Here is a 23187-nt window from a genome sequence, read left to right as displayed (position 1 = left end):
CGCAACCTGCGTACAGGATAAAAGGTCGTTTCAGGAAGTCAAGCGGGCCGCACTGGTACAGGTCACAGCTCGGCGCGAACTCCTTCCTCCCCTTCGGGTGACGAAAGCACCGCCACGATCGCGCCGAGCAGGCGCTCGCATTCGGCCAGTTGTTCGAGGCTGACATATTCGTCCGGCTTGTGGCCCTGGTCCATATGGCCCGGGCCGCAGATCAGGGTGGGGATATCCAGGGCCTGGTGAAACAGCCCGCCTTCCGTCCCGAAGGCGACCTTGATGGGCGCGTCCTCGTGGCCGAGCAGCGATTGCAGCCAGGCCACCTGCGGCGTGTCGAGGGGGGTATCCAGCCCCGGATAGCCCGAGACGCTGTCGATATCGATGCGCGCTTTGGGGAAGCGATCGCGGTGCCGGGCGGCGATCGCGTCCGCATCGGCGGCGATGGCGGCGATGATGGCGTCCGGATCGTCGGCGGCGACGTTGCGCAGCTCGAACTCCAGATCGCAGCGGGCGGGGACGATGTTGAGCGCGGTCCCGCCCTGCATGGTGCCGACATGGAGGGTGGAATAGGGAATGTCGTAGGCCGCGTCACGCGCGCCCGTCTTCTCCAGAAGGTCCTGATGCGCGCGCAGGCACTGGATGAAGTCGGCGCCGAGGTGCAGGGCGTTCAGGGCATGGGGCGCCAAAGCGGAATGGCCCTCCTGCCCGTGGCAGCAGGCGCGCAGGGCGCGCTTGCCCTTGTGGCCGGTCGCCAGGCGCATGCCGGTCGGCTCGCCGATCAGGCACAGAGCGGGACGTGCGGGGTGGGTGCGGCGCATGTCCAGCATGCCGCGCACGCCCAGGCATCCGATTTCCTCGTCATAGGAGATGGCGAGATGCAGGGGGAGCCTTAACTCCCGGGTGGCCGCGTCCAGCATGGCCGTGATCGCGACGGCGAGGAAGCCCTTCATGTCCGCAGTGCCGCGGCCGTAGAGTTTGCCCTCTTGCGCGTGGAGGGCGAAGGGGTTGGTGGACCAGTCCTGCCCTTCCACCGGCACCACGTCGCAATGACCCGACAGGACGATGCCGCCTGCTATGTTCGGTCCGACGCTGGCCCACAGGTTCGCCCGCGTTCCGTCCGCGCTCTCATAGCGCGTGAGCGCGATGCCGGCTGGCCGCAAAAGGCCTTCCACATAATCGAGCAAAGCCAGGTTCGACTGCCGCGACACGGTCGGGAAGGCGACGAGCCGTGCGAGGATTTCGATGATCGCGTGCGTCATGGGCAAGTGGTCCGTCAGGCCAGGAGGCCGGGCAGATTGCCCGCATCCGCGGCTTCGTGGCAGTGATCGATGAAGGCCTGGATGGTGCGGGAAACATGGGCCGCCCGCGACAGGGCGATGCCGAGCTGCAAAGGCGGAACCGGCGTATGCAGCGGGATGAACTTCAGCTGCTTCCCATCCATGGAGATGTCCGACACGGTGCGCATGTTGTTGATGCCGAAGCCGAACCCGTTGGCCACCAGGCTGCGCTGGATGGAAATTTCACCGGTGCGCTCGGCAATGCGCGGCCGCTGCCCCAGCCCCCGGAAAAGCGACAGGAAGTAGTCCGAGCTGTGCGGCATATCCAGAAGGACCATGCCATGATCCAGGAGTTCGTCGGCGGTCAGGCTCTGCCGGTTGGCCAGCGGATGATCGACATCCACCATGACGTAAGGTGGCAGGGTGCGGAGCGGCTGGAAATCGATATCGCTCGGCAAGGCGAGATCGTAGGTGAGCGCCACGTCGATGCGGGCCGAGCCGAGCGCGTCGAAGATCTGCGCCTGGTCCAGCTCCACCTGGCTGAACTCGACGCTCGGATATCGGCTCTCAAAGCTGCGGCGCAGCTGCGGAACCATGAGCTGCACGAAGGTGCGCAGGCAGCCGATGCGCAGCGAGCCGAGGACGCTGCCCGTATAGATATTGGCAAGGTCGTTCAGCTTGGCCGCATGTTCCAGAACCAGGCGCGCCTGCTCCATGAAGCGCTCCCCGGTCGGGGTCAGCACCGAGCCCTGGGCATGGCGGCGGGTGAAGAGCTGGACGCCGAAGCCGGCCTCCAGCTGGGCGATGGCGGAGGACATGGACGGCGCGGTCACGTTCACCTTCTCCGCGGCAAGCGCGATGCTGCCCGCTTCGCCCACGGCGATGAAATATTCGAGTTGGCGCAGCGTGAAGCGGAGCGGCATGGCAATCCTTCGGGTCCCGTGCTTGGCGCCGTGTCCGTCGCCCATCCAAGGTTACTCACTCATCTCCCGGAACGCCATAAGAGGGTGCCTGCCGCGGGTCCAGGGCGCGGGTTACATAGGCGTCCATCTGCGGGTGGTAGACCTCCCAGGCCCGCTCCAGCGCCGCGATCGGGCAGGCGTCGCTCCAGTCGATGCGCAGTTCGGCCAGAGGCCAGCTCTGCGCATCCACCAGGAGAAGGCCCGCCGAATGGACCGGCCCGGCTTCGCCGCCGGCGTCGAGCCCGGCCCGCAGCGCGCCGAGCAACCGTTCGCCGAGGTGGCCGGTCGCATGGGCGAAGTGCTGGACCATCACCTCCGGGACCCCGGCATCGGCCAGAAGATTGCCCGCCGCCGCCGTGTCCGGCCCCTGCGCCTCGGACCACATGCCCAGCACATGGCTGCCGGAATAGATCGCACTTTCGCCCGAGCGGCCGACCGCCAGCACCTGGCGATAGGCCATGTGCGCGCCGCCCCGCTCCAGGATGGACAGCGCCTCGCGCGCACTGGCGCCGCGTGCCATCAGGTCGAGCGCATGGGGCCCGAGCCGCGGGTCGGTGACGTTCTGTGTCGCCACCGCGCCGACGCCGGCCCGCGCGAAGGAGCAGCGCGCCGCGACGGCCGGCGACGAGGATGAAATGGCGACGCCGAACATGCCCGTCTGCGGGCAGTGGCCTACGATCGAAAAGGTCATGGATAGCTCCTGAAGCGACGGCCCGTCCGAAGACAGTCGGGTCCGGTCAGTCGGGGATGACGGCGGTGGCGTCGATTTCCACCAGCCATTCCGGGCGGGCGAGCGCCACGACCGTCAGGCCGGTGCAGACGGGGAAGACACCTTTGATGTACGCGCCCATAGTGCGGTAGACCGCCTCGCGGTGCCGCACGTCGGTCAGGTAGACGACGAGCTTGGTGACATGCTCCATCTGCCCGCCGCACTCCTCGACGAGCTGGCGGATGTTCTGCATGACCTTATGGGTCTGTTCGACCGGGTCGCTGCTGGCGATGTTGTGGGCCGTATCGAGATCCTGCGGGCATTGGCCCCGCAGGAAGATCGTCGTGCCGCGCGCCACGACGGCCTGGCACAGATCGTTGTCGAGCTTCTGCTCGGGATAGGTATCGCGCGTGTTGAACTTGCGGTGACGCAGGTGAGCCATGGTGTATCGTCTTTCAACAGGGGTCGGATTTCAGGGGACGAGGGGCGAGGCGCCGGATTCGTGCGCCGCGTCCTGCGGCAGGAGCACGATCTTGCCGACATTGTCGCCAGCTTCCAGGAGAGCGTGGGCCGCGGCAGCCTCGACCAGCGGAAAGGACCGCGACAGGACGGGCCGCACCTTGCCCGGGCCGATCAGCGGCAGGAGGTGTTCGCGCACTTCTCCGGCGATGGCGTCCTTCTCGGCATCGCTTTTCGGCCGCAGCGTCGAGGAGCTGAGCCACAGGCCCTTGCGCATGAGAAGCCCCAGATCGACCGGCGCGATCATGCCGGTCATGAAGGACAGCCCGATATGCCGGCCACCCGGCGCCATGCAGGCGAGGTGCCGGTTGACGGCCTCTCCGCCCAGTATGTCGAGGACGACGTCCACGCCGCGCCCGTCGGTCAGGCGCAGGACCGTGTCCACCAGATCGTCGCTGCGGTAGTCGATCGCCGTCGCGCCGATCGTGGACAGGTGGGCGCATTTGGCCGCGCCGCCGGCCGTGACGATGACGCGAGCGCCGCGGGCCTGCGCCAGCTGCAGCGCCAGCGTGCCGATCCCGCTCGCCCCGCCTTCGATCAGCACCGTTTCACCACGCTTCAGGGCGCCGCGATCGAAGAGATTGTGCCAGATGGTGAAGAGCCCTTCGGGCAGAACCGCCGCCTCCGCCGGGGTCAGCCCGTCCGGAACGGGCAGGCAGTGGCTGGCCTTTGCCAGCGCATGTTCGGCATAACCGCCGGCCTTCAGGAGCGCCATGACGGCCTGGCCCTGCAAGGCGGGATCGACACCCTCGCCCGTGGCGACGATCGTGCCGGAGACTTCGAGGCCGAGGACATCGCCGGCACCGGCCGGCGCGGGCAGGGCGCCGGAGCGCTGCATGAGGTCGGGACGGTTGACGCCCGCCGCCGCCACGCGGATCAGGACATCGCCCGGGCCGGGCACCGGCACGGGGCGCTCTACCACCGTCAGCGCTTCGGGTCCGCCGGGCGCCCGGGCAATCACGGCTTTCATCGTCTTGTTCATCCTGTCGTTCAAATGCCGTCCCCCACCGCATAGATGGCCGGGCCCTGGAGCGGCAGCGCGATGGCGACCGGCGTTCCGGGGGCGAGCGCCTCCGCGGCCGGCACGCGCAGCATGACCCGGCCGGAGGCAGCCGTCGGGCAGTTGAGATAGAGTTCGGCGAAGCTGCCCTGATAGACCGACAGCGCTACCGTGGCGGGAACGGAGCCCGGCCGGCCCGGCTCCGTCAGCCGGCATTGCTCGGGCCGCACGAACAGCGTGACGGGACCGGCTTCCGGCACCCTATCCTGGTAGAGCGTCAGCGTGAGCTGCGTATCGCCCACGCTCACCTCGGCCGCAGTTCCGCTGTGGCTGCGCAGCGTGGCGGAAAACAGGTTCGCATCGCCGATGAAGGTGGACACGAACAGGCTCTGCGGACGGTCGTAAATATCGGCCGGCGTGCCGATCTGGCGGATATGGCCGCGCGACATGACGGCGATCCGGTCCGACAGGCTCAGCGCCTCGTTCTGGTCATGCGTCACGAAGACGGTCGTGAGGCCGAGCCGGGTCTGGATTTCGCGAAGCTCCACCTGCATGGCGGTGCGCAGGTTGCGGTCGAGCGCGGAAAAGGGCTCGTCCAGGAGCAGGACCCGCGGCCGGATGACGAGCGCGCGCGCCAGCGCCACGCGCTGCTGCTGCCCGCCGGACAGTTGCCGCGGCCGGCGGTCCGCGAAGTCCTGGAGCTTCACCAGGGCGAGCGCCTCGCGCACGCGCTCGGTGATCTCCGCCTTGGGGACACGCCGGGTCCGCAGGCCGTAGGCGACGTTCTCGGCCACGCTCATATGCGGGAAGAGCGCGTAATTCTGGAAGACAATGCCGATCTCGCGCTTGTGCGGGGGCACCTGTGTGACGAGTTCGCGTTCGATGAAAAGCTCCCCGTCATCGGCTTCCAGAAAGCCGGCAATGAGGTTGAGGAGCGTGGTCTTGCCGCAGCCGGAGGGGCCAAGCAGCGTCATGAACTCGCCACGCCGGATCTTCAGCCAGATCGGTTCCAGCGCCGGGATGCCGGAGAAGGACTTGGTGACGCCGTCCAGTTGCACGGCAGGCACGCCCATGTCCTCGGACGCTGCAGGATGGGGCAACTCATTCGACATTGAGGACCTTTTCGAGGCGGAACAGCTTGTGGATGATCAGGAGGATGACGGCGACCACCGCGACATAGACGACGGACAGCGCCGCCAGGGTCGGGTCCGCATATTCGCGGACGTAGTTGTACATGGCGACGGGCAGGGTCTGCGTGCTCTGGTTGACCACGAAGAGCGAGGCGGTGAACTCGTTGAAGGACAGGATCGCCGCAAAGAGCCCCCCGGAAACGAGGCCCGGCACCAACAGGGGCAGCGTGATGGTCAGAAGCACGTGAAGCGGCGCGCCGCCCAGGCTCTCGGCCGCCTGTTCGTAGCGCCGCTCGAAGTTCTTCAACGAAACGTAGACGGAGCGCACCACGAAGGGGAAGACGATGATCACATGCGTGGCGACCACCAGCCACAGGCTGCGCGGCAGCGCGGCCGCCGCCGACAGGATCAGAAGGCCGAGGCCGATCGTGAAGTTCGGGATGATGAGGGGCGACATCAGAACCGCGTTCAGCGCGGTCTTGCCGGCGAAGCGGTACCGGTCGAGCACATAGGCGAAGCCGGCGCCGGCGATGAGTGCGATGCTCGCCCCGAGCGCGGCGACTTTCAGGGAATTGATCAGCCCGGCGCCGAAGTCGCGGTACTGGAAGGCGTTGGCGTACCAGCGCAGCGACCAGGCGCGCGGTGGAAAGGACAGGATCGCGCCATCGTTGAAGGAGGCGATCGCCACCACCAGGAAGGGCAGGAGCACGAAGCCGAGGATCGCCGTCAGGAGGATTGCGCCGGACAAATCCAGCGCGCGGTCGAGGAGGCTCTTCTTCATGGTCAGTGCGCTCCGATCCGTTCGAGCCGCCGGATCCCCGTGTTGAAAATGGCGAGGACGGCCAGGGTGAAGAGAAGCCCGGTCAGGGACAGGGACGCGGCGAGCGGGAAGTTGAAGGAGGCGAAGCCGACCTGGTAGACCAGGGTGGAGATGGTCTGCACCTGGCCGCCGCCGATCATCTGCGGCGTGGCGAAGGCCGAGAAGGTCCAGGCGAAGGCGGTGGAGGCGGCCGCCACGATGCCGGGAATGGACAGCGGCAGCGTCACCGTCAGGAAGGTGCGGATGCGCCCGGCGCCGAGCGAGCGCGCGGCCCGCTCCAGATTCCTGTCGATGTGCGAAAGGGCGGCCGCCAGCATGACCACCACGATGGGCAGGGTGAAGTGCACCAGGGCGATCACCACCCCCGTCATGGTGAACATCAGCTTCAGTGGCCGGTCGATCACCCCGATCTGCAGGAGGAGGGCGTTCAGGAAGCCTCGGTTGCCGAGGACGATCATCCAGGAATAGGTGCGCACGATCTCGCCCAGGAAGAGGGGCGTGAGCGAGATCAGCAGAATGGCGCTGCGCAGCCGTGCCGATTTCGCGCGGATCATCGCATAGGCGAGCGGGTAGCCGATCAGGAGGGTGAAGAGCGCCGTCCAGAGGCACAGGAGGACGGTGTTCAGGAAGGCCTGCCCGTAGGCGGCCTTCACCAGCGTCGTGAAATTGTCGAGCGTGAACCCGCCCGGATCGAGCGATCCGGGAACATAGGCCCGCAGGCTGTACTGCACGATGGCCAGGAAGGATGCCGCAATGCCGAACGCGATGAGGATCGACGGAGAGGCGAACCAGCGGAGGAAAGGGCGCTTCGACATGCGGATCCTTGATCGGGAACAGTCGGTGCCCCGGTCATGAGCGACCGGGGCATCACTTGGCTCAGTTGCCGGCCGTCATGTTTTCCGAGAACCACTGCCGCCACTGGCCGATCAGCTCGGCGCGGAGCTGATCGGGGATGATCAGCGTCTGGCTGGCCCACTGTTCCGGCGTGGTGAAGATGCCGGGAAGCGAGGCCAGCTCTTCGGGCAGCGTCACGTTGGAGACGACGGGGCTGCCCTTCTTGATCTCGGCGATGCGCGCCTGCACCTGCGGATCGAGCGCCGTGTTGATGAACTGGTAGGCCAGGTCCTGCTTCTTCGAGCCCTTGGTGATCCCCATCGTGTCGATGCCCAGCACCGCGCCTTCCTTCGGGATGGCCAGCTGGACGTCCAGCCCTTCGGACTGCATGTGATAGGCGTTCATCGACAGAAGGACCTGGACGGGCGTCTCGCCGGTCGACAGGAGCTGCTGGGAATTGGCGTCGTTGGTATAGAAGGCCTTCAGGTTGGGCTGCAGCGCCAGGAGCTTGTCCTTGGCGTCCATCCAGTTCGCGATGTCGACGCCCTCGAGCTTCGCCGCCACGGCGATGATATGGGAGGGGTCGAAATCCGGAACGGCCACCATGCCCTTCAGCTCGGGCGACCAGAGGTCGTTCCAGCTGTCGAAGGTCACGCCTTCCGGCAGGAGATCGGGCAGATAGCCGATCGTGTAGACATAGGCCCAGGCGCCGATATGCGACGGGCTGATCTTCGCCTGCTCGACCAGATTGGCCGCATTGGGGATCTTGGACATGTCCAGATCCTCGAACAGGCCCTGATTGCGGTACAGCCAGCCGACATGCGACGTGGTGAAGGTCACGTCGCTTTCCGGGTTGTCCTTGCTCAGATTGGCCTGGTTCAGCCGATCGATCGTGCCGCCGGTGATGAACTCGACGTCGACGCCGGTTTCCTGCGTGAACTTGGAGGCGATGGCTTCGGCGATCAGGTCGCGGAAGCTGCCGCCCCAGCTGCTGACCACGAGGGTCTCGGCATAGGCGGCGGGCGTCAGAAAGGCGAATGCCGATACAGTCAGAAGAAGACGTTTCATGAGAGGTTCCCATCTGTTGGTGGCATGCGGCGATCGCGGCCGAGCCGCCCCGACCGCCGCTTCGTCTGTTCGGACCGCCCTTGCCGCAGGACGTCCTGCCCGAGCTTTCCCGGTTCGACGTGGGTGAGATACTGCTTGGAGGGGTGTCGACAGCCTAGCTGGAAATACCTATCCACTGCGAAGATTTTCCCAGTGGACCTTTCTAAGCTGCTGCAAAATATCAATTTTTTGGATCGGACGTCTGGATGCCCGATCGATTCTGTTCACTCCGGCAGCATCGTGCCTAGTAACCGCGCAACCGCGAGACTTCGTTGGCCAGAGGCTGCCCGTCCTGAACCGCGCGGATGTTGGCGGCAATTTGCGGTGCGGCACTTTTGGGCAGCGCGACCGAGGCCAGATGCGGCGTGATGAGCACACCGGGCAGGCTCCAGAGCGGATGGTCCGGCGGCAGGGGTTCGGTGGCGAAGACGTCGAGCGTGGCGCCGGACAGATGGCCTGCCTGAAGCGATTGCACGAGCGCGTCCTGATCGACCACCTCCCCGCGTGAGACGTTGATGAAGGCGGCTCCCGGCTTCATGGCCGCGAAGAAGTCCGCGTCCAGCCGCTGCCGTGTCGCCGGGGTGAGCGGCAGCATGCAGACGACAATATCGGCCCTGGCTGCGAGCGGCGCCAGGGCGGCATCGCCGCAATGGACGCTCACCCCGGGCAGGCTGCGCTCGCGCGTCGCCCATCCATGCGTATCGAAGCCCTGGCGGGCGATTTCGCTGGCCGCCATGGCGCCGAGCTCGCCCAGGCCCAGCACGGCGACGGTGGTTTCCTCGGCGGCGCGGGGGTGCCGGTAGCTCCATTGCCGCCGCGCCTGCGCGGCTTCGAAATGGGGTATGTCGCGCGCATGGCGCAGGACGCTGAACAGGACGAAGCCGGCCATCATACGACCCATGTTCGGATCCGACAGGCGGGTGATGGGCAGGTCCGGCAGGTCCGTGCGGGCGACGAGGCGATCCACCCCGGCGCCGAGGTTGATGACGAGCTTCAGATTGGGGAAGCGCTCGAAGAAGCCTTCGGGTGGCATCCAGACCAGCGCATAGCGGACCGAGAGCGGATCGGTCACGGCGTCGGCCTGTTCGATGCGGGTGCTTGCCGGCAGATGCGGCGCCAGCGCGTCCCGCCAGGCTTCGAACGGGTCGGGCCCGCTGTAGAAGACGAGCGTATCGCTCATGCGCCGTCCCCGGCGATCAGCTCGTTCATCGCCGCAAGGCCGAGCAGGTAGCCTCGCACGCCGAGCCCAGCGATGACCCCCGTCGCCGCCTTGGATATGAAGGAATGGTGCCGGAAGGGCTCCCGCTTCCAGATATTGCTCATATGGCATTCGATGATCGGGCCGTCGAAGGCCAGGAGCGCATCCAGGATGGCGATCGACGTATAGGTCAGGCCCGCGGCGTTGATCAGGATGCCGTCGCAGTCGCGGCGCGCATCCTGGATCCAGTCGATCAGGACACCCTCATGGTTGGACTGCCGGAACCGCAGCTTGAAGCCGAGCTCGGCCGCCCGCGCCATGCAGGCGGCCTCGATCTGCGGGAAACTGTCCGTGCCGTAGGTTCCCTTCGGGTCGAGCCCGTAAAGATTGGCGTTGGGACCATTCAGAAACATCACGGTCTTCAAGATCGTTCTCCCTTATCCACGGCACGCGCTCGCGCGGCGGCGGTGCCTCAGGCGCTCTGATAGGCGTCGTAATTGCGCTGAACGCCGATATGCGTGGCGATGTATTTGGCATCGTACCAGCAGCCGTAGATGAAGGAGGAGGCCCGGTTGGTCAGCTCCGGCAGGCCCAGGAAGTAGACGCCCTGCTCGGCCGAAATGCCGCGCTTGTGGAAGGGCGTTCCGTCCGGATGGAAGGCATCCACCTCAAGCCAGCTGAAATCGAACTTGAAGCCCGTCGCCCAGACGATGGTCGTAATGCCGGCCGCCTTCAGATCGAGCGCCCGGATCGGATCGGTCACGCAGGCCGGGTCCGGCTGAATCGTCCAGGCATCGGGCTCGGGCGGCAGGTCGATGCCGTTGCGCGCCACATAGGCGTCGGCTTCTTCCAATACATCCAGATAGGCGCGGTCGCCTTCGCCAAGGTTGCGCACGAGATCGTCGGCGATGGTCAACACGCCGTCCGCGTAGGATTCGGTCATCCCGAGCACGGTGATGCCCATATTGCCGAGCCGGCGAAAATCGATCGTCTTGCCGCCGTCATAGCCGCTGACGGCGAAGGCAACGTGCTTCTTCTTGGCGTTGATCTTGATCTCGTCCCACTTGCCGAGCACTCCGAGCCACCAGACATAGTCGCGGCCGCGATAGGAGCGGGGCGGGCGGTAATGCTCACCGATCGACAGGTAGACATGGCGGCCGGCGCGGTGCAGCTCCTCGGCGATCTGCGATCCGGACGCACCGCCGCCCACCACCAGCACCGCCCCTTGCGCCAGTTGCTCGGGGTTCTTGTAGGCGGAGGAGTGGATCTGCTGGATGCCGCTGTCCTCCGGCACGATCGGGGGGAAGAAGGGGACCTGGAAAGGTCCGGTCGCCACCACGATGCGCCGCGCCTCGAACATGCCCTGCGAGGTTGTGGCGAGGAAGCCCTGGCGCCCGTCGAGCCGCCGCACGTGCTGCACCTCGACATTGGTGCGGATCGGCGCTTTGATCATGCTCGCATAGTCTTCGAAGTAGCGCGCCATGCGCTCCTTGGGCGGGAAGGTGTCGGGCGCGATATCGTCGAATTCCAAGCCGGGAAAGCGGTCGTGCCAGGCAGGGCCGTTGGCGACGAGCGAGTCCCAGCGTTCCGAGCGCCAGCGCTCGGCAACCCGTTTGCGCTCGAGGACCAGATGGGGCACGCCCATCTGCGTGAGATGCTCGCTCATGGCGATGCCGGATTGACCCGCGCCGACGACCAGCGTGTCGGTTTTCTCGACCATCATGTTCACTTCCCGGGAGTTGGACTGTCGTGGCAAATCGCGTTCCATCGTGTCTGACCTGTCTGCGACCGGCAGCACGTTGCGTGCTGCAAGAACTGCGCGCGCAGCCGGCGTGATGAAAGAAGTAAGTTTCATTCCAGAGGGTAGGAAAAACCGATCCGGCCGCCGATGGGGGCGTGCACGCTCGTGCGGCCGGCCCTTCGGGGCCGGTCGCGCTTGCGTCCGCCATGGCTGGCCGGTCGCTAGTTCATCAGTGCCGGCAGCGTGGTGGACAGGGCCGGGAACAGGGTCAGGATGATCAGTGCGGCAAAGAGCGCATAGAGGAAGGGCACGTTGGCGCGCGTCACCTCCCAGACATCCTCCTTGCCGATCTTGGCCGCGACCAGGAGCGCGATGGCGACGGGCGGGGTCACCTGGCCGATCACCACGGTCATGACCATCAGCACGCCGAAATGGACGAGGTCCACGTCCATCACCAGGAGCGACGGCAGGAGGACCGGCATGATCATGGGGATCAGCGGATCGAGCACCATTCCGGCGATGAGCGCCAGGAGCAGGAGCGCGAAGATGCGCATGGTCACGCTCTCGAACGGAAAGAGCGTATCGATGGACGCGGCCAAGGCCGAGGGCACGCCGCTCTGCGACAGGGCCCAGCCGAGCGCGGTGGAAAAGCCGACGACCATCAGGACCTCGCCGGTCAGGATGACCGAATCGACCAGCGCCTGCCGCAGCTTGGGCAGGGTCAGGGTCCGGTAGACGAGGCCCGCCAGCGCCAGGGCATAGGCGACGGCGAAGGCACCCGCTTCCGTTGCGGTGAAGATGCCGAAGACGAGGCCGCCGAGGATCATGGCCGGCATGCCGAGCGGCAGGATGGCATGGACGCCCGTGCGCATGACGCGCGTCCATTCGAAGGAGTTCATCGGCTGCCAGCCGTTTCTGCGCGCCAGGATCGAGATGGTGACCATCAGAACGCCGGCCAGAAGCAGCCCGGGCACGACACCGGCCAGGAACAGGGCCCCGAGCGAGGTGCCGGTCACCACCGAATAGAGGATCATGGGCGAGCTGGGCGGAATGAGGACGCCGATGCCGGAGGATGTCGCCGTGACCGCCGCCGCGAAGGGGCCGGGATAGCCATGCGCTTTCAGCTTGGGGATGGTGACCGAGCCCGTCCCGGCCAGATCGGCGACCGAGGTTCCGATCATCCCACCGAACATGACGCTGGCGGCCACGTCCACATGGGCGAGGCCCCCGCGCATCCAACCGACCAGCGCGGCGCCGAAATCGAACAGCTTGTCGGCGATTCCGGTGGCGTTCATGATGCCGCCGGCCAGGATGAAGAGCGGCAGGGTGATCAGGAGATAATCACCCACGCCTGCCAGGACCTGTTGCGGCAGGGCCAGCGCCCAGCCGCCGGAAAAGGCCAGGAACATCAGGACCGAGGCGACGAGCGAGATCACCACCGGGAGCCCGAGCAGCACCAGGATACACAGAACGCCGAGCGTGACGGCAGCCAGTGCGAGCATCTACAGATCCTCCGGGGCGATGAGGTCGATGACGAAGGCAAAGGACATGCCCAGCGCGCAGCCGATGATGCCGCTGATCGGCACCGCTTTGGGAATGCCGAGCAGCGGCGAGCGATCGGCGCCGAAAATGCCGAGATACTGCCAGGCGAAATAGCCGAGCGCGGCCATGGTCGCGATGCCGAAGAGGTTCTGGGCCACCCGCAGGCGCTTCTGCGCAACCGCGCCGAGCCGCGAGGTCCAGATGGCGCAGCTGATCAGCCCGTTGCGCAGCGCGGCCACGGTGATGCCGAGGCCGCCGAGCCACATCAGGAGTGAGCGCACGACCTCTTCGCTCCAGGGGAGCGGACGCGAAAAGAGATAGCGTCCGATCGAATTGCACAGGACGAGCACGACGAGCGCGATCAACAGGATGATCGCCGCCGCCTCGACCACGGCGAGCGCCCGCCGCCGCAGGGCGTTACGGGGTTGCACCAGGGTGACGACGGTCTCAGACATCGGCTTCGAGCCCCTGAAAGAGGCTGCCATAGCCGGGCCGCGCGCCCCGCACGTTCAACAGGTGGAGGCAGTGCCAGAAGGATGCCTGGATTGCCGAGATGACCGGCTTGCCGAGCCGCTCCTCCAGCGCCGCGATGGCGCCGACGGTGCGGAAATTGGTGCAGGAGACGAAGATCGCTGTCGCGTCCGGGTGATCGACGGAGAGGACATGATCGTAGACCTCCTCGATCGACACGTCGGCGAGCGCATGATCGTCGGTGATGTCCAGATGCGCGCTCGCCACCACCTCATGGCCGTTCTCGGACAGGAAGCGCACCGCCCGCTCGTGGATGGCCGACACATAGGGTGTCGCCAGCGCGACCTTGCCGGCGCCGACCTTGCGCAAGGCGGCGAGCGTCGCCGTCGAGGCGGTGGTCACGAGGGGGCCCGGCACCCAACCCTCGATCTTGCGGGTCAGAGCCCGGTCGTAGGCGGTGCCGTGCAGGAACGAGGCGCTGGTGCCGCCGAAGCAGACGATGCCGACCGGCGGCGCTGCTGCATGGCGCGCCGCCGTTTCCAGCTCCGGCGCGGCCATCATCTCCTCGATCCCCTCGACGGTGACCTTGGGCAGGCGGATGCGCGCGGTGTGGGTCGACACGCCGGGCGCGGACATGGCCGCGATCTCCTCTTCCATCACCACGGACGAGGCGATGTAGATGAGCCCGATCCGCGCCAGCGTTCCGGAACCATCGGGCATGAAGGTCGGGTAGGTCCTGGTCACGGCGTTCACGGAAGCAGAACCTCGACTTCATCCATGAATTCCGGCGTCACCACTTCGGTGATGCGCGCGCGCACCGGCTCGGCCGCGGCCTGGAAGCTGGCAATGTCGGGCTCGGTCACCGTCACGCCGGCTGCCCGGAACTCCTCGACCAGCTTGCTGTCGCTGTCGTCCGACAGGGTGCGGGTGGCGGCGACGCCGGCCTCGGCCGCGCTCTTCACCTGCGCCTTCATCTCGTCGCTGAGGGAATCGTAGGTGGTGCCGTTCATGACGAGCGTGATGGGCGTGTAGATGTGGTTCGTCAGCGCGATGTGCGGCTGCGCCTCGTGCAGCGAAAATTCCTTGATGACCGAGAGCGGGTTTTCCTGCCCGTCGATCACGCCCTGCTTCAGGCCCATATAGACTTCGCCCAGCGGCAGGTTGGTCGGGACGGCCCCCAGCGTCTCGAAGGCCATCATGCGGGTGGAGCTGCTCGGCGTGCGCAGTTTCAAGCCTGCCAGATCGGCCGGCGTCATGATCTCGCGCTTGGAATTGGAGATGACGCGGACGCCGAGCTCGCCAAAGGCCAGGACCTCCAGATTCGCCGATTCCCGCAGCGAGGCGGCCATGACATCGCCGAACTTGCCGTCGAGCGCGCTGCGCGCCTCGTCCTTGCTGGCGAAGAGGAAGGGCGTGTCGAAGATTGAGAAATGCTTGTCGAGGGCCGCGACGCCATCCGATCCCATCGGGATCACGTCCACGGCGCCGGCGCGGATCAGCTCCGCCAAGGCGTTCTCGTCACCCAGGGATCCGCCATCGTTGAAGGTGAAGGTGACCCCATCGCCGGCGCTCTCCTTGAGCGTGTCGCGGAAGGTGGACAGCATCAGGTGTGTCGGGTCGCCGCTGGTCGTTTCGACGGCCAGCCGGAGCTGCGTCTGCGCGATCGCAGCCGAGCCCATCATCAGGCTTGCGGCCATGGCGGCCATGATCTTCGTCGTGCGTCTGTGCATCTCGATCCCTCGCGTCGGAAATTGTCCCGCAAAAGGATCGACTGCGCGGCGCCCTTCCAGCAATCGAAAGGCAGTCCAAAATTTCAGCAGACTAAGGAAGCGCAAGGTCTATAATTTAAGCATGGTACTAAAACCGCGCCGTTACATGGAAGGCCTATCTCCGGCATAAGACAATACTATGCATCTGACACCGGTCGCGCCTGCGCAGTGCATAGGCCGGTGCTTATCAGGCCAGTTCATCATCATGGAAGCTCGCCCGCAAATGGCGGGCGAAGGCCCTGACGGCCGGGCGCATCTCGGCCCCTGCAAGATGCAGGAGCATGACATGGGCGGGCGGCAGCGCGTCGACCAGCGGCAGGATGGCGATGGGGCTGCCGTCATAGGCGATCGGGACCGCCGGCAGGACGTTGGTCAGCGAAAAGCCGAGCCCGTTGCCGACCAGGCCGCGCACGAGCTCCGGCGAGGGGCTGCGGAAGGCAATGTTGGGTTGCAAGCCGCAGGCGGAAAACAGCCCGGCGAAGTAGTCGCGGGAGTGGGGCAGATCCAGGAGAATGAAGGGATCGTCCGCCAGGTCCGCCAGGCTGACCGCCTTTTCCCGCGCCAGCGGATGGTCCGGCGTCACCAGTGCGCAGGGCGGCAGGGTGGCGAGACGATGGGCGTGGATGTCCGCCGGCAGCGCATAGTCGTAGCCGAGGGCGATTTCCATACCGCCATCCAGGAGCGCGGACAGGATTTCATGATGGGCGCCCTCCGTCAGGCAGACGCCGATATTGGGAAAGGCGCGGGCAAAGCTGCCGATAATGCGCGGCATGTACCGCATGGCGAGCGTCGGGAAGCTGCCGACGACGATCTGGCCGCTGAGCGGATCGCCCAGCGCCCGCGCCGTGCGGGCGAAGTCGGTGGCATGGGCCAGCAGCGGGCGCGCATCCTCGACCAGGCGCCGCCCGGGGACCGACAGGGTCATGCCACGCGCATGGTGCCGCACGAAGATCTGGATGCCGAGGTCGCGTTCTGCCTGGGCCAGCGCGGCCGATACCGAAGGCTGCGATACCTGCAGGCGGCGCGCCGCCTCGGTGACGCTGCCGCAATCCGCCGTTTCCACGATGTAGCGCAGCGTCTTGAGGGAGAGTTGGAGATCCATCCGCAAATCTTGGAAGGCGCAAGCTTCGGACGCAAGTGCGCCGAAGGGGGAGGGGCTGCTTCGGGCCATGCTTCGCGCTTCGAAGCATTTTCCGAATTTCGCTCGCGGGAGAGGGCGGGCAAGCTTGGATGAGCCTAAGGACCGAACGGATAAATCTTCGCCATGATGGGACGCGCCCGCAGCACGACACGGACTTCATTGTGAGGCCGCCCATCTGCGCAGATGATCTGCGCCTGCGCGCCCGCAGCCGCATTCCGCGCTTTGCCTTCGACTATCTGGACGGTGGGGCGGGTGCGGAGGATGCGCTCTTGCGCAGCCGCCAGGCGTTTCGCCGGACCTCTCTCACCCCCCGCATCCTCGTCAATTCCGCAGAGCCGGCCGATCTGTCGCATCGCTTCCTCGGCCGTGACTGGTCGCTGCCCTTCGGCATCACCCCGCTGGGGCTGCCCGGCCTTGCCTGGCCGGGGGCGGACCGAGCCCTCGCAAAGGCGGCGGAAGCGCGTGGCGCGGCCTATGTCTGCCCGACGCCGGCGACCGAGACGCTGGAGGAACTGCGCCTGGCCGCGCCCACGCGATCGCTGTTCCAGCTCTATGTCGGCGCGTCGCCGGACATCACGCAGGATCTCATCGCCCGCGCCGAGCGGGCAGGCTACGACACGCTCGTCGTCACGGCCGACGTGCCGCGCCCGGGCAAGCGCCTGCGCGATCTGCGCAACGGGTTCGGCCTGCCGCTCAAGCCGACGGCGGCAACCCTGGCCGATCTGGTGCGCCGCCCGCGCTGGTCCCTTGCCACCGCGCGCGCCGGCGCGCCGCGCCTCGCCAATCTGGCGCCCTATGCCAAGGCGGGCGCCGGTGCGCGAACGCTGGCTGAGGTGATGGCCGCGCAAAGCTCCGGCCGGCTCGATTGGGCCGTTCTGGCAGGGATACGCCGCCGCTGGGGCGGCAGACTCGTCCTGAAGGGCGTGCTCGATCCGCGGGACGCCATCCGCGCAGTCGAGGCCGGCGTGGATGCAATCCAGATCTCCAACCACGGCGGCCGCCAGTTCGATGCCGCTCCGGCGCCGCTGGACGTCCTGCCGTCCATCCGCGCCGCCCTGCCGCCGGATTTTCCCATCGCGCTCGATGGCGGCGTGCGTTCCGGCGAAGACGTTCTGAAGGCGCTTCACGCCGGCGCGGACTTCGTCTTCATCGGCCGCCCGTTCCTCTATGGCGTCGCGGCCTATGGTCCGGCAGGGCCGGGCATCGTCTTCGACATGCTCGCAGCCGAACTGGAAGCCGCCATGGCCATGACGGGATACCGGTCGGTCGCGGATATCAGGCGGACGGGCCTGAACAGAGAGCCCCTGGCGGCGGGCGCATGGACACTGCCCGAAGCCTAGAGCGGGACCGGTCCGTCCGTCTTGATGTTCTGCATCGACACGCAGGTCCGGAAGCTTTTGACGTTGCCCCCTTCGAAGAAGAGTGCGCGGGTCAGTTCGGTATATTCGGCCATATCCCGGACGTTGAAGATCAGGATGAAATCCATGTCTCCCGTCACGTAGTAGCATTGCTGGATCTGCGGGCAGCGCAGGAACCGCTCCTTCATGGCGTCGAGCAGTTCGAGCCGCTCGTTCTCCGTCGTGACATGGGCAATGATGGTCAGGGGGCGGCCCACGGCGTGGCCGTCCACCACGGAGACATCCTTCCGGATCACGCCACTTTCGCGCAGGTTCTGCAAACGCCGCGCGACGGCGGGCGGCGACAGGCCGATCGATTCGCCGATGACCCGTTGAGGAGCCAGATTGTCCTCCTGAACGGCGCGCAGGATCTTCAGATCCAGGGCGTCGAGGGCAACGGTTTGTGGTTTCTTCATTCGTTGCGGACCCCGTCACGCACGTTTGTTGCAAAAGCTAGGGCAAAAACGAGCGCAAAGACAGCCGCAAATTGCCTATTTTCTCGTCATCAAATGGGGATGCGAGATGTTCGTGCAATTGCAGGATGGTACCGGCAGGGAATTGGCTGAAGAAGACCGCCGGCTCTTCGGCGCCGATGCTCCGGCAGCCGTCCAGCCTTTCCTGACCCTGTGGCGCCGCCCCGGCGCCACACCTCTCGTCGAGCTTGCGGAGATCGCGGCCGAAGCGAAGCTCGGCCATGTCTATCTGAAGGACGAGTCGAAGCGGCTCGGCATGGGAAGCTTCAAGGCCCTCGGCGGGGCCTACGCCGTGATGGTGATCTTCAAGGAGATGCTGGAGCGCGAGCTCGGCGGCGCGGTGACGGTCGCCCAGCTGATCACCCCGACGGCGCGCGAATTTGCACGGGATATCACCTTCTGCTGCGCGACCGACGGCAATCATGGCAAGTCCGTCGCGGCCGGGGCGCGCATCCTGGGCTGCCGTTCGGTCATCTTCGTCCACGAGGGGGTCACGCCGGCGCGGGCCGCGGCGATCGGCGCCGATGAGGTGGTCCGCGTTCCGGGAAACTACGACCGCTCGGTGGAGGAGGCGGAAAGGGTCAGCCGCGAAGAGGGATGGAGCCTCGTGTCCGATACGTCGTGGCCGGGCTACGAACGCATACCCGCCCTGGTCGGGCAGGGCTATACGATCCTGGCGGACGAAGCGCTCCGGCAGATTCAAGAGCAGGGCCTGCCATCGCCCACCCACGTCTTTCTGCAGGCCGGGGTCGGCGGCTTCGCCGCCAGCGTCTCGGCGCATCTGAGCGAGCGGCTTGGTCGCCATGCTTTGCGCACCATCGTCGTCGAACCGGACCGGGCAGCCTGTCTCCTGGAGACGGCGCGTGCCGGGGCCCTGCGCTCCTTCACCCCCGCCCGGCCGACCATCATGGCCATGCTCGAATGCTACACGCCCTCCGTGATCGGCTGGCGGGTCCTGGAAAAGACCGCCGACGCCTTCATGACCGTCTCCGACGAGGATGCGCGACAGGCGATGCGCCGGCTGGCGCGCCGCGTGCCTATGCCCATCGTCGCGGGCGAAAGCGGCGCAGCCGGGCTCGCGGGGCTCCTGGCCCTGGCCGCCGACACCGGGGCGCGCCGCGCCCTCGGACTGGATGAAACGGCCCGTGTCCTTCTGATCAACACGGAAGGAGCGAGCGATCCCGCCTCCTTCGAAGCCATCGTCGGCGCTCCGGCGGACAGTTTCCTCATCTTCTGAAAACAAGGCGCTGTGCCTATCGCCACGTCGAGAAAGCCCGCGCCTCGGGCGCTGGGGTCCGATGCGTGGATCCTAAACCGCCTGTGTCCGGCTCGGCGCCGCCCTGACTTCGAAGGCACGACGCAAGCAGATTGATACGTCGGCGCCGCTCGGCTTAAATGGCGTCCCATCGAGGCGCCGCCGAAGCTTATCTTCCGGCTGGCGGCCACGGACCGATCCAGACGAAGGCGCGGCTGCCCGCCGTCGAGCGCATGTGACCTCTCAAACCCTTCCCATCCTGGATCTCGTTCGCCGACAAACGCCAAGCCTGACGCGGGTCGAACGGATGATCGCCCTGGAGCTCACGCGCTCCTATCCATCGGCGGGGCTGGAGACCGTGGCCGAGTTCGCACGCCGCGCCGGCACCAGCAGCCCGTCCGTCCTGCGTTTCATCGCCAAGATCGGCTTCCGCTCCTATGCGGAGTTCCAGTCACGCCTTCGGGCCGAGGTCGCCGAGGTGCTGCAATCCCCGCTGACACGGGCGTCGAGCCTCCCCTTGGCCGGCGCGGGCGGTTCGGATGGGGATTTCGGCACCGTCATGCGCAACAATATCGCCCGATCCGTCGACATGCTGGGCGCGGTCGATCTCACCGCCGTGGCGGAGCTCGTGTCCGACGAAAAGCGCAGGCTGTTCCTGATCGGCGGGCGCTTCTCGAAGGCCAATGCGCTCTGGACCTACCAGCTGCTGCGCGAGCTGCGCGGCAATATCCGGCTGGTCGACGAAGCGCCGGCCAACTACGCCGAACATCTGGTCGATATGGGCCGCACGGCCGTGGTCATCGCCTTCGATTACCGACGATACCAGGACGATGTGGTCGCCTTCGTCGCGGCGGCGCGCCGGCGCGGGGCCAGCATCGTCGCGGTCACGGACGAATGGCAATCCCCCATCGCCATGAGCGCCCGCTACGTGTTCACCACGCCCGTCGCGGTGCCGTCCCTTTTCGATTCAACGATCGGTAGCCTGGTGCAGATGGAGGCGCTGGTCGCACGGGTGGCAGAGACGCTGGGCCCGAGGGCCGCAACGCGCATTGCGGCCATCGAACAGGCCCGGGACGATTATGATGCGTCACTCGATGCCGAGCCGAGGGGTGACGACCCGCCCAACTCGGCCACCAGATCCTGCGTCGTCGTCAGGCGGCAATAGCCCTTGAATGCAAAGATCGCCGCGTCGTGACGGCCCTGCGTATCGGTGGTGCAGGCATCCTGCGGACAGACCATGGCAAAGCCGCGATCCGCCCCGTCGCGGATCGTATGATCGACGCACTGGTCGGTCAGGAAGCCGGTCACGACGATCGTATCCACGCCCATGTTGCGCATCGCATACTCGAACACCGTCGAGTTGAAGAGGCTGGATGAGGTCTTCGGAAGGACGATATCGTCGTCAGCCGGGGCGAGCGCCGCGACGACCTTCGCCTGCGCGCTCCCGCGCGGGACGTGGAAGCCGGTTTCCTTGTAGTCGATGCTGCGGTCGCGCCCGTCCGCCGTCAGGCTCTCGATCACGGTGTAGACGATCTCGGCCTCTGCCGCGCGCCCGGCGCGAATGAGCCGGGCGATGTTGGGTATGACCGTGTCGCGCGCCGTTCGGTGGAAATAGGGGCGCTCGGTCTCGGCGGCCGCGTTGAAGATCCCGTCCTGCACATCGATGATCAGGATGGCGCAGCGCGACGCGTCGAGCGGGGCGTTGCGGCGCGGTTGAAACGGACGGCTCATGCCGCGTCCCCGCGATAGGCGGCCAGCGCCGCGTCCAGGCAATGCGCCAGCTTGCAGGCCCATTCCTCCGCCGCGCCGGGCGTTGCGATGAGATCCTGCCGGATCTCGAACTCGACATAGGGAAGGCCGTGCCCATGCGCATGGACGGGGATGGAGTAATCCTTGTCCAGATTGACGGCATAGGGTTCGTTGATGCCGACGGGGCCTTCCCCGGCCGCCTCCAATGCGGCCTTGACGCGCAGGCCGAAGCGGCCGTCATCGGCAAACATCAGGGCGACGGGCCATGGCCGGTCCTCCTGGCGGGACCGCAGTTCCGGCGTGTAGCTGTGGATCGAGACGATGATCGGCGGCCGCCCGGCCGCCTTTGCGGTAAGGATGCTCTCCTCGATCGCCGCATGATAGGGCTCGTGGATCTCAGACCGGCGCAGTGCCCTGTCGGCCTCGCTCAAGCTGGCATTTGCAGGAACCACCGTTCCGTCGGAGACCGCCGGAATCGAATCCGCTGCATGGGCCTGGCGGTTGGTGTCGATGACCAGGCGCGAGTAGCGCTGGTACAGGAGCGGGGCCTCCAGCCGCGCCGCCAGCGACAGGGCCACGGGGAGGGCGCCGATGTCGATCCCGATATGCCGGTCGAGCTCTTCGCGCGGCAGCCCCAGGCTGCCGAGCGCTTGCGGAACGGCGTTGCCTGCATGATCGCAGATCAGGAGAAAGGGGGACGCCACGTCGAGATTGACGGTGCCGTACGGAAATGGATCGCGGGGGCCGAGCAGTCTTTGCACAGCCATCTGGGCGTTCGACATTCAGTAGACCTCCGCGTAGCGGCTGCACTGCGTGGCGAGGTCGAGCCCTTCCACCATGGATGCTTCGCCGCGCTTGTGCATGACATAGGCTTTCAGAAGGTCGGGGTGCATCCAGCCTGCGACCGCCGCGCTGGACTCCATCCTGTCGAGCGCGGCGACGAGCGTGCGCGGAAGTTCCTGAAACCCGAGCGCTTCGCGCTCCGCATCGCTCAGCGCGGCAGGGCTGCCCTGCGCCACATTGGGCGCCGCCAGCTTTTCCCGGATGCCGGCCAGACCCGCATGGACCAGCATGCCGAGTTGCAAATAGGGGTTGCCGGCGGCATCGGCGGCGCGAAATTCCAGATTGAAGCGGGATGCCACGTCGACATCGCCATGTTCGGGCACCGGGCAGATGCGCAAACTCGCCTCGCGGTCCATAACGCCGAGATTCGTCCAGAAGGCGGACCAGCTGTTCGGCTTCAGCCGCTCGTAGGAGATGACGCTGGGCGCCGTCACGGCCACGTAGTCGGGCGCATATTTCAGGATGCCGGCGGCAAAGGACGCCATGGCCGGCGCCATGCCATGCGGGCCATCGGCATCGTATGTGGCGGGCCTGCCATGGCGGTCCCGGAACGAGAAATGGATATGGACGCCATTGCCGACGATGCCGGGCGTGACGACAGGCGAAAAGCTGGCGCGCGCGCCGAACCGCTCTGCCAGGGCGCGGGCGATCTCCTTCAGCTTGACGGCGCGGTCCGCCGCCTCGAGCCCCGGCGCGGGATCGACGGTGATCTCGAACTGGCGCGGTCCGTATTCGGGAAGGATCGTATCCGGCTCCAGCCCATTGGCGCGCAGGGTCGCGAGCAGCATCTCGAAATATGCTTCCGCACCCCGGTAGGAGCCGATGGCATAGGCATCGGCCTGCCGCTCCCGGGCGCCGGTGTAATGGAACTCGTGTTCGAAGGCGGCGATGAGCGAGAGGCCTGTCTCTGCCTCCAGCGTTCCGAGCGCCGAGCGCAGGAAGCTGCGCGGGCAGCATGACCAGGGCTGTCCATCCAGGGTGCGCACGTCGCCTAGAATGAAATGCTCCCGCGTTCCGTCACCATGGTCGATGATGACGTCGCCGCCTTCGGCAGGCACCAGCTCCAGATCGCCGATCGCACCCCATGGCGTTGCCGGAATGCGTCCGAAACAGTTGATCATGATGTTGGTCGGCGTCCAGCCGACGCCATGCGCCCGCCGCTTTTCGAGGTCGGCGGCGGGAAAGCCCTTGCCGCGAAGCTGGTTGGCGATATCCGCATAGGCGATTGTGATGAACGGCTCGCGTGGGAGCGGCAT

The 23187-nt window shown here is 66.5% G+C and carries 24 protein-coding genes; 3 read left to right on the top strand and 21 right to left on the bottom strand.

Features of this window, described 5'->3' with window-relative positions; all coding sequences use genetic code 11:
• Positions 1–62 precede the first annotated feature (62 nt).
• From argE to AUL30_RS13960, 17 genes are all read right to left on the bottom strand, one after another.
• Positions 63–1253, bottom strand: a complete 1191-nt coding sequence (argE, locus tag AUL30_RS14040) for an acetylornithine deacetylase (protein ID WP_062228510.1) — start codon at positions 1251–1253, stop codon at positions 63–65.
• Between the two features lie 14 nt (positions 1254–1267).
• A complete protein-coding gene (locus tag AUL30_RS14035) occupies positions 1268–2194 on the bottom strand; it encodes a LysR family transcriptional regulator (RefSeq protein ID WP_062228509.1) in 927 nt (308 codons plus the stop codon).
• Positions 2195–2249: 55 nt separating this feature from the next.
• Entirely contained in the window at positions 2250–2924 is a 675-nt protein-coding gene (locus AUL30_RS14030; protein WP_062228508.1) for a DUF1028 domain-containing protein, read from the bottom strand.
• 46 nt (positions 2925–2970) lie between these two features.
• Positions 2971–3384: a RidA family protein gene (locus AUL30_RS14025; RefSeq protein WP_062228507.1), complete on the bottom strand. Its 414-nt coding sequence runs from the start codon at positions 3382–3384 to the stop codon at positions 2971–2973.
• 30 nt (positions 3385–3414) lie between these two features.
• Positions 3415–4431: an NAD(P)H-quinone oxidoreductase gene (locus AUL30_RS14020; protein ID WP_244490836.1), complete on the bottom strand. Its 1017-nt coding sequence runs from the start codon at positions 4429–4431 to the stop codon at positions 3415–3417.
• A 20-nt stretch (positions 4432–4451) separates the two neighbouring features.
• Positions 4452–5573 carry an ABC transporter ATP-binding protein gene (locus AUL30_RS14015; RefSeq protein WP_062228505.1) on the bottom strand — a complete coding sequence of 374 codons (1122 nt, stop codon included), beginning with the start codon at positions 5571–5573 and terminating at the stop codon, positions 4452–4454.
• On the bottom strand, positions 5563–6372 hold the full coding sequence (locus AUL30_RS14010) for an ABC transporter permease (protein ID WP_062228504.1): 810 nt from the start codon (positions 6370–6372) through the stop codon (positions 5563–5565). The genes AUL30_RS14015 and AUL30_RS14010 overlap by 11 nt, the downstream gene beginning before the upstream one ends.
• 2 nt (positions 6373–6374) lie before the next feature.
• Positions 6375–7226 carry an ABC transporter permease gene (locus AUL30_RS14005; protein WP_062228503.1) on the bottom strand — a complete coding sequence of 284 codons (852 nt, stop codon included), beginning with the start codon at positions 7224–7226 and terminating at the stop codon, positions 6375–6377.
• A gap of 61 nt (positions 7227–7287) precedes the next feature.
• Positions 7288–8313, bottom strand: coding sequence for an ABC transporter substrate-binding protein (locus AUL30_RS14000; protein WP_062228502.1), 1026 nt, complete (start codon positions 8311–8313; stop codon positions 7288–7290).
• A gap of 283 nt (positions 8314–8596) precedes the next feature.
• Positions 8597–9532 (bottom strand): 2-hydroxyacid dehydrogenase, encoded by a 936-nt coding sequence (locus AUL30_RS13995; protein ID WP_062228501.1) that lies wholly within the window; start codon positions 9530–9532, stop codon positions 8597–8599.
• Complete coding sequence (locus tag AUL30_RS13990) at positions 9529–9975, bottom strand: type II 3-dehydroquinate dehydratase (protein WP_244490835.1); 447 nt, start codon at positions 9973–9975, stop codon at positions 9529–9531. The genes AUL30_RS13995 and AUL30_RS13990 overlap by 4 nt, the downstream gene beginning before the upstream one ends.
• A 47-nt stretch (positions 9976–10022) precedes the next feature.
• Positions 10023–11273: a flavin-containing monooxygenase gene (locus tag AUL30_RS13985; RefSeq protein WP_062228499.1), complete on the bottom strand. Its 1251-nt coding sequence runs from the start codon at positions 11271–11273 to the stop codon at positions 10023–10025.
• A gap of 239 nt (positions 11274–11512) precedes the next feature.
• The gene (locus AUL30_RS13980) at positions 11513–12793 is read right to left on the bottom strand and encodes a TRAP transporter large permease (protein ID WP_062228498.1); all 1281 of its coding nucleotides are present in this window, start codon (positions 12791–12793) and stop codon (positions 11513–11515) included.
• Positions 12794–13288, bottom strand: a complete 495-nt coding sequence (locus AUL30_RS13975; RefSeq protein ID WP_062228497.1) for a TRAP transporter small permease — start codon at positions 13286–13288, stop codon at positions 12794–12796.
• Complete coding sequence (locus tag AUL30_RS13970; protein ID WP_244490834.1) at positions 13281–14057, bottom strand: maleate cis-trans isomerase family protein; 777 nt, start codon at positions 14055–14057, stop codon at positions 13281–13283. Before AUL30_RS13970 ends, AUL30_RS13975 begins: the two co-directional genes overlap by 8 nt.
• Entirely contained in the window at positions 14054–15034 is a 981-nt protein-coding gene (locus tag AUL30_RS13965) for a TRAP transporter substrate-binding protein (RefSeq protein WP_062228496.1), read from the bottom strand. The genes AUL30_RS13970 and AUL30_RS13965 overlap by 4 nt, the downstream gene beginning before the upstream one ends.
• 226 nt (positions 15035–15260) lie before the next feature.
• Complete coding sequence (locus AUL30_RS13960) at positions 15261–16175, bottom strand: LysR family transcriptional regulator (protein WP_062228495.1); 915 nt, start codon at positions 16173–16175, stop codon at positions 15261–15263.
• A gap of 200 nt (positions 16176–16375) precedes the next feature.
• Between AUL30_RS13960 and AUL30_RS13955 the strand changes: the two genes are divergently transcribed.
• A complete protein-coding gene (locus AUL30_RS13955; protein WP_244490833.1) occupies positions 16376–17554 on the top strand; it encodes an alpha-hydroxy acid oxidase in 1179 nt (392 codons plus the stop codon).
• On the opposite strand, the gene AUL30_RS13950 is transcribed toward AUL30_RS13955, so the two are convergent.
• Positions 17551–18027 (bottom strand): Lrp/AsnC family transcriptional regulator, encoded by a 477-nt coding sequence (locus AUL30_RS13950; protein WP_062228494.1) that lies wholly within the window; start codon positions 18025–18027, stop codon positions 17551–17553. The genes AUL30_RS13955 and AUL30_RS13950 overlap by 4 nt on opposite strands.
• A gap of 106 nt (positions 18028–18133) precedes the next feature.
• Between AUL30_RS13950 and AUL30_RS13945 the strand changes: the two genes are divergently transcribed.
• Both AUL30_RS13945 and AUL30_RS13940 read left to right on the top strand, forming a co-directional pair.
• Positions 18134–19321, top strand: coding sequence for a diaminopropionate ammonia-lyase (locus tag AUL30_RS13945; RefSeq protein ID WP_062228493.1), 1188 nt, complete (start codon positions 18134–18136; stop codon positions 19319–19321).
• 325 nt (positions 19322–19646) lie between these two features.
• Positions 19647–20504, top strand: coding sequence for a MurR/RpiR family transcriptional regulator (locus AUL30_RS13940; protein ID WP_062228492.1), 858 nt, complete (start codon positions 19647–19649; stop codon positions 20502–20504).
• Here AUL30_RS13940 and AUL30_RS13935 read toward each other — a convergent pair.
• From AUL30_RS13935 to AUL30_RS13925, 3 genes are read right to left on the bottom strand one after another with little or no spacing between them, the layout of a single operon-like run.
• Positions 20417–21070: an isochorismatase family cysteine hydrolase gene (locus tag AUL30_RS13935; protein ID WP_062228491.1), complete on the bottom strand. Its 654-nt coding sequence runs from the start codon at positions 21068–21070 to the stop codon at positions 20417–20419. The two genes, AUL30_RS13940 and AUL30_RS13935, sit on opposite strands and share 88 nt — an antisense overlap.
• On the bottom strand, positions 21067–21870 hold the full coding sequence (locus AUL30_RS13930; protein ID WP_062228490.1) for an N-formylglutamate amidohydrolase: 804 nt from the start codon (positions 21868–21870) through the stop codon (positions 21067–21069). Before AUL30_RS13930 ends, AUL30_RS13935 begins: the two co-directional genes overlap by 4 nt.
• Positions 21871–23187: a type I glutamate--ammonia ligase gene (locus tag AUL30_RS13925; RefSeq protein WP_062228489.1), complete on the bottom strand. Its 1317-nt coding sequence runs from the start codon at positions 23185–23187 to the stop codon at positions 21871–21873.

Origin of the sequence: Aureimonas frigidaquae, assembly GCF_001463905.1 — a bacterium.
Lineage (GTDB): Bacteria > Pseudomonadota > Alphaproteobacteria > Rhizobiales > Rhizobiaceae > Aureimonas > Aureimonas frigidaquae.
Note: the sequence above shows the minus strand (reverse complement) of the source record. Positions and strands in the feature narration are given on the sequence as shown.

Excerpts from the sequence above, each read along its gene's own strand:
- argE (WP_062228510.1), bottom strand. The coding sequence starts at position 1,253 with ATGACGCACGCGATCATCGAAATCCTCGCACGGCTCGTCGCCTTCCCG.
- AUL30_RS14035 (WP_062228509.1), bottom strand. The coding sequence starts at position 2,194 with ATGCCGCTCCGCTTCACGCTGCGCCAACTCGAATATTTCATCGCCGTG.
- AUL30_RS14030 (WP_062228508.1), bottom strand. The coding sequence starts at position 2,924 with ATGACCTTTTCGATCGTAGGCCACTGCCCGCAGACGGGCATGTTCGGC.
- AUL30_RS14025 (WP_062228507.1), bottom strand. The coding sequence starts at position 3,384 with ATGGCTCACCTGCGTCACCGCAAGTTCAACACGCGCGATACCTATCCC.
- AUL30_RS14020 (WP_244490836.1), bottom strand. The coding sequence starts at position 4,431 with ATGAAAGCCGTGATTGCCCGGGCGCCCGGCGGACCCGAAGCGCTGACG.
- AUL30_RS14015 (WP_062228505.1), bottom strand. The coding sequence starts at position 5,573 with ATGTCGAATGAGTTGCCCCATCCTGCAGCGTCCGAGGACATGGGCGTG.
- AUL30_RS14010 (WP_062228504.1), bottom strand. The coding sequence starts at position 6,372 with ATGAAGAAGAGCCTCCTCGACCGCGCGCTGGATTTGTCCGGCGCAATC.
- AUL30_RS14005 (WP_062228503.1), bottom strand. The coding sequence starts at position 7,226 with ATGTCGAAGCGCCCTTTCCTCCGCTGGTTCGCCTCTCCGTCGATCCTC.
- AUL30_RS14000 (WP_062228502.1), bottom strand. The coding sequence starts at position 8,313 with ATGAAACGTCTTCTTCTGACTGTATCGGCATTCGCCTTTCTGACGCCC.
- AUL30_RS13995 (WP_062228501.1), bottom strand. The coding sequence starts at position 9,532 with ATGAGCGATACGCTCGTCTTCTACAGCGGGCCCGACCCGTTCGAAGCC.
- AUL30_RS13985 (WP_062228499.1), bottom strand. The coding sequence starts at position 11,273 with ATGATGGTCGAGAAAACCGACACGCTGGTCGTCGGCGCGGGTCAATCC.
- AUL30_RS13980 (WP_062228498.1), bottom strand. The coding sequence starts at position 12,793 with ATGCTCGCACTGGCTGCCGTCACGCTCGGCGTTCTGTGTATCCTGGTG.
- AUL30_RS13975 (WP_062228497.1), bottom strand. The coding sequence starts at position 13,288 with ATGTCTGAGACCGTCGTCACCCTGGTGCAACCCCGTAACGCCCTGCGG.
- AUL30_RS13965 (WP_062228496.1), bottom strand. The coding sequence starts at position 15,034 with ATGCACAGACGCACGACGAAGATCATGGCCGCCATGGCCGCAAGCCTG.
- AUL30_RS13960 (WP_062228495.1), bottom strand. The coding sequence starts at position 16,175 with ATGGATCTCCAACTCTCCCTCAAGACGCTGCGCTACATCGTGGAAACG.
- AUL30_RS13950 (WP_062228494.1), bottom strand. The coding sequence starts at position 18,027 with ATGAAGAAACCACAAACCGTTGCCCTCGACGCCCTGGATCTGAAGATC.
- AUL30_RS13945 (WP_062228493.1), top strand. The coding sequence starts at position 18,134 with ATGTTCGTGCAATTGCAGGATGGTACCGGCAGGGAATTGGCTGAAGAA.
- AUL30_RS13940 (WP_062228492.1), top strand. The coding sequence starts at position 19,647 with ATGATCGCCCTGGAGCTCACGCGCTCCTATCCATCGGCGGGGCTGGAG.
- AUL30_RS13935 (WP_062228491.1), bottom strand. The coding sequence starts at position 21,070 with ATGAGCCGTCCGTTTCAACCGCGCCGCAACGCCCCGCTCGACGCGTCG.
- AUL30_RS13930 (WP_062228490.1), bottom strand. The coding sequence starts at position 21,870 with ATGTCGAACGCCCAGATGGCTGTGCAAAGACTGCTCGGCCCCCGCGAT.
- AUL30_RS13925 (WP_062228489.1), bottom strand. The coding sequence starts at position 23,187 with ATGCCGCTCCCACGCGAGCCGTTCATCACAATCGCCTATGCGGATATC.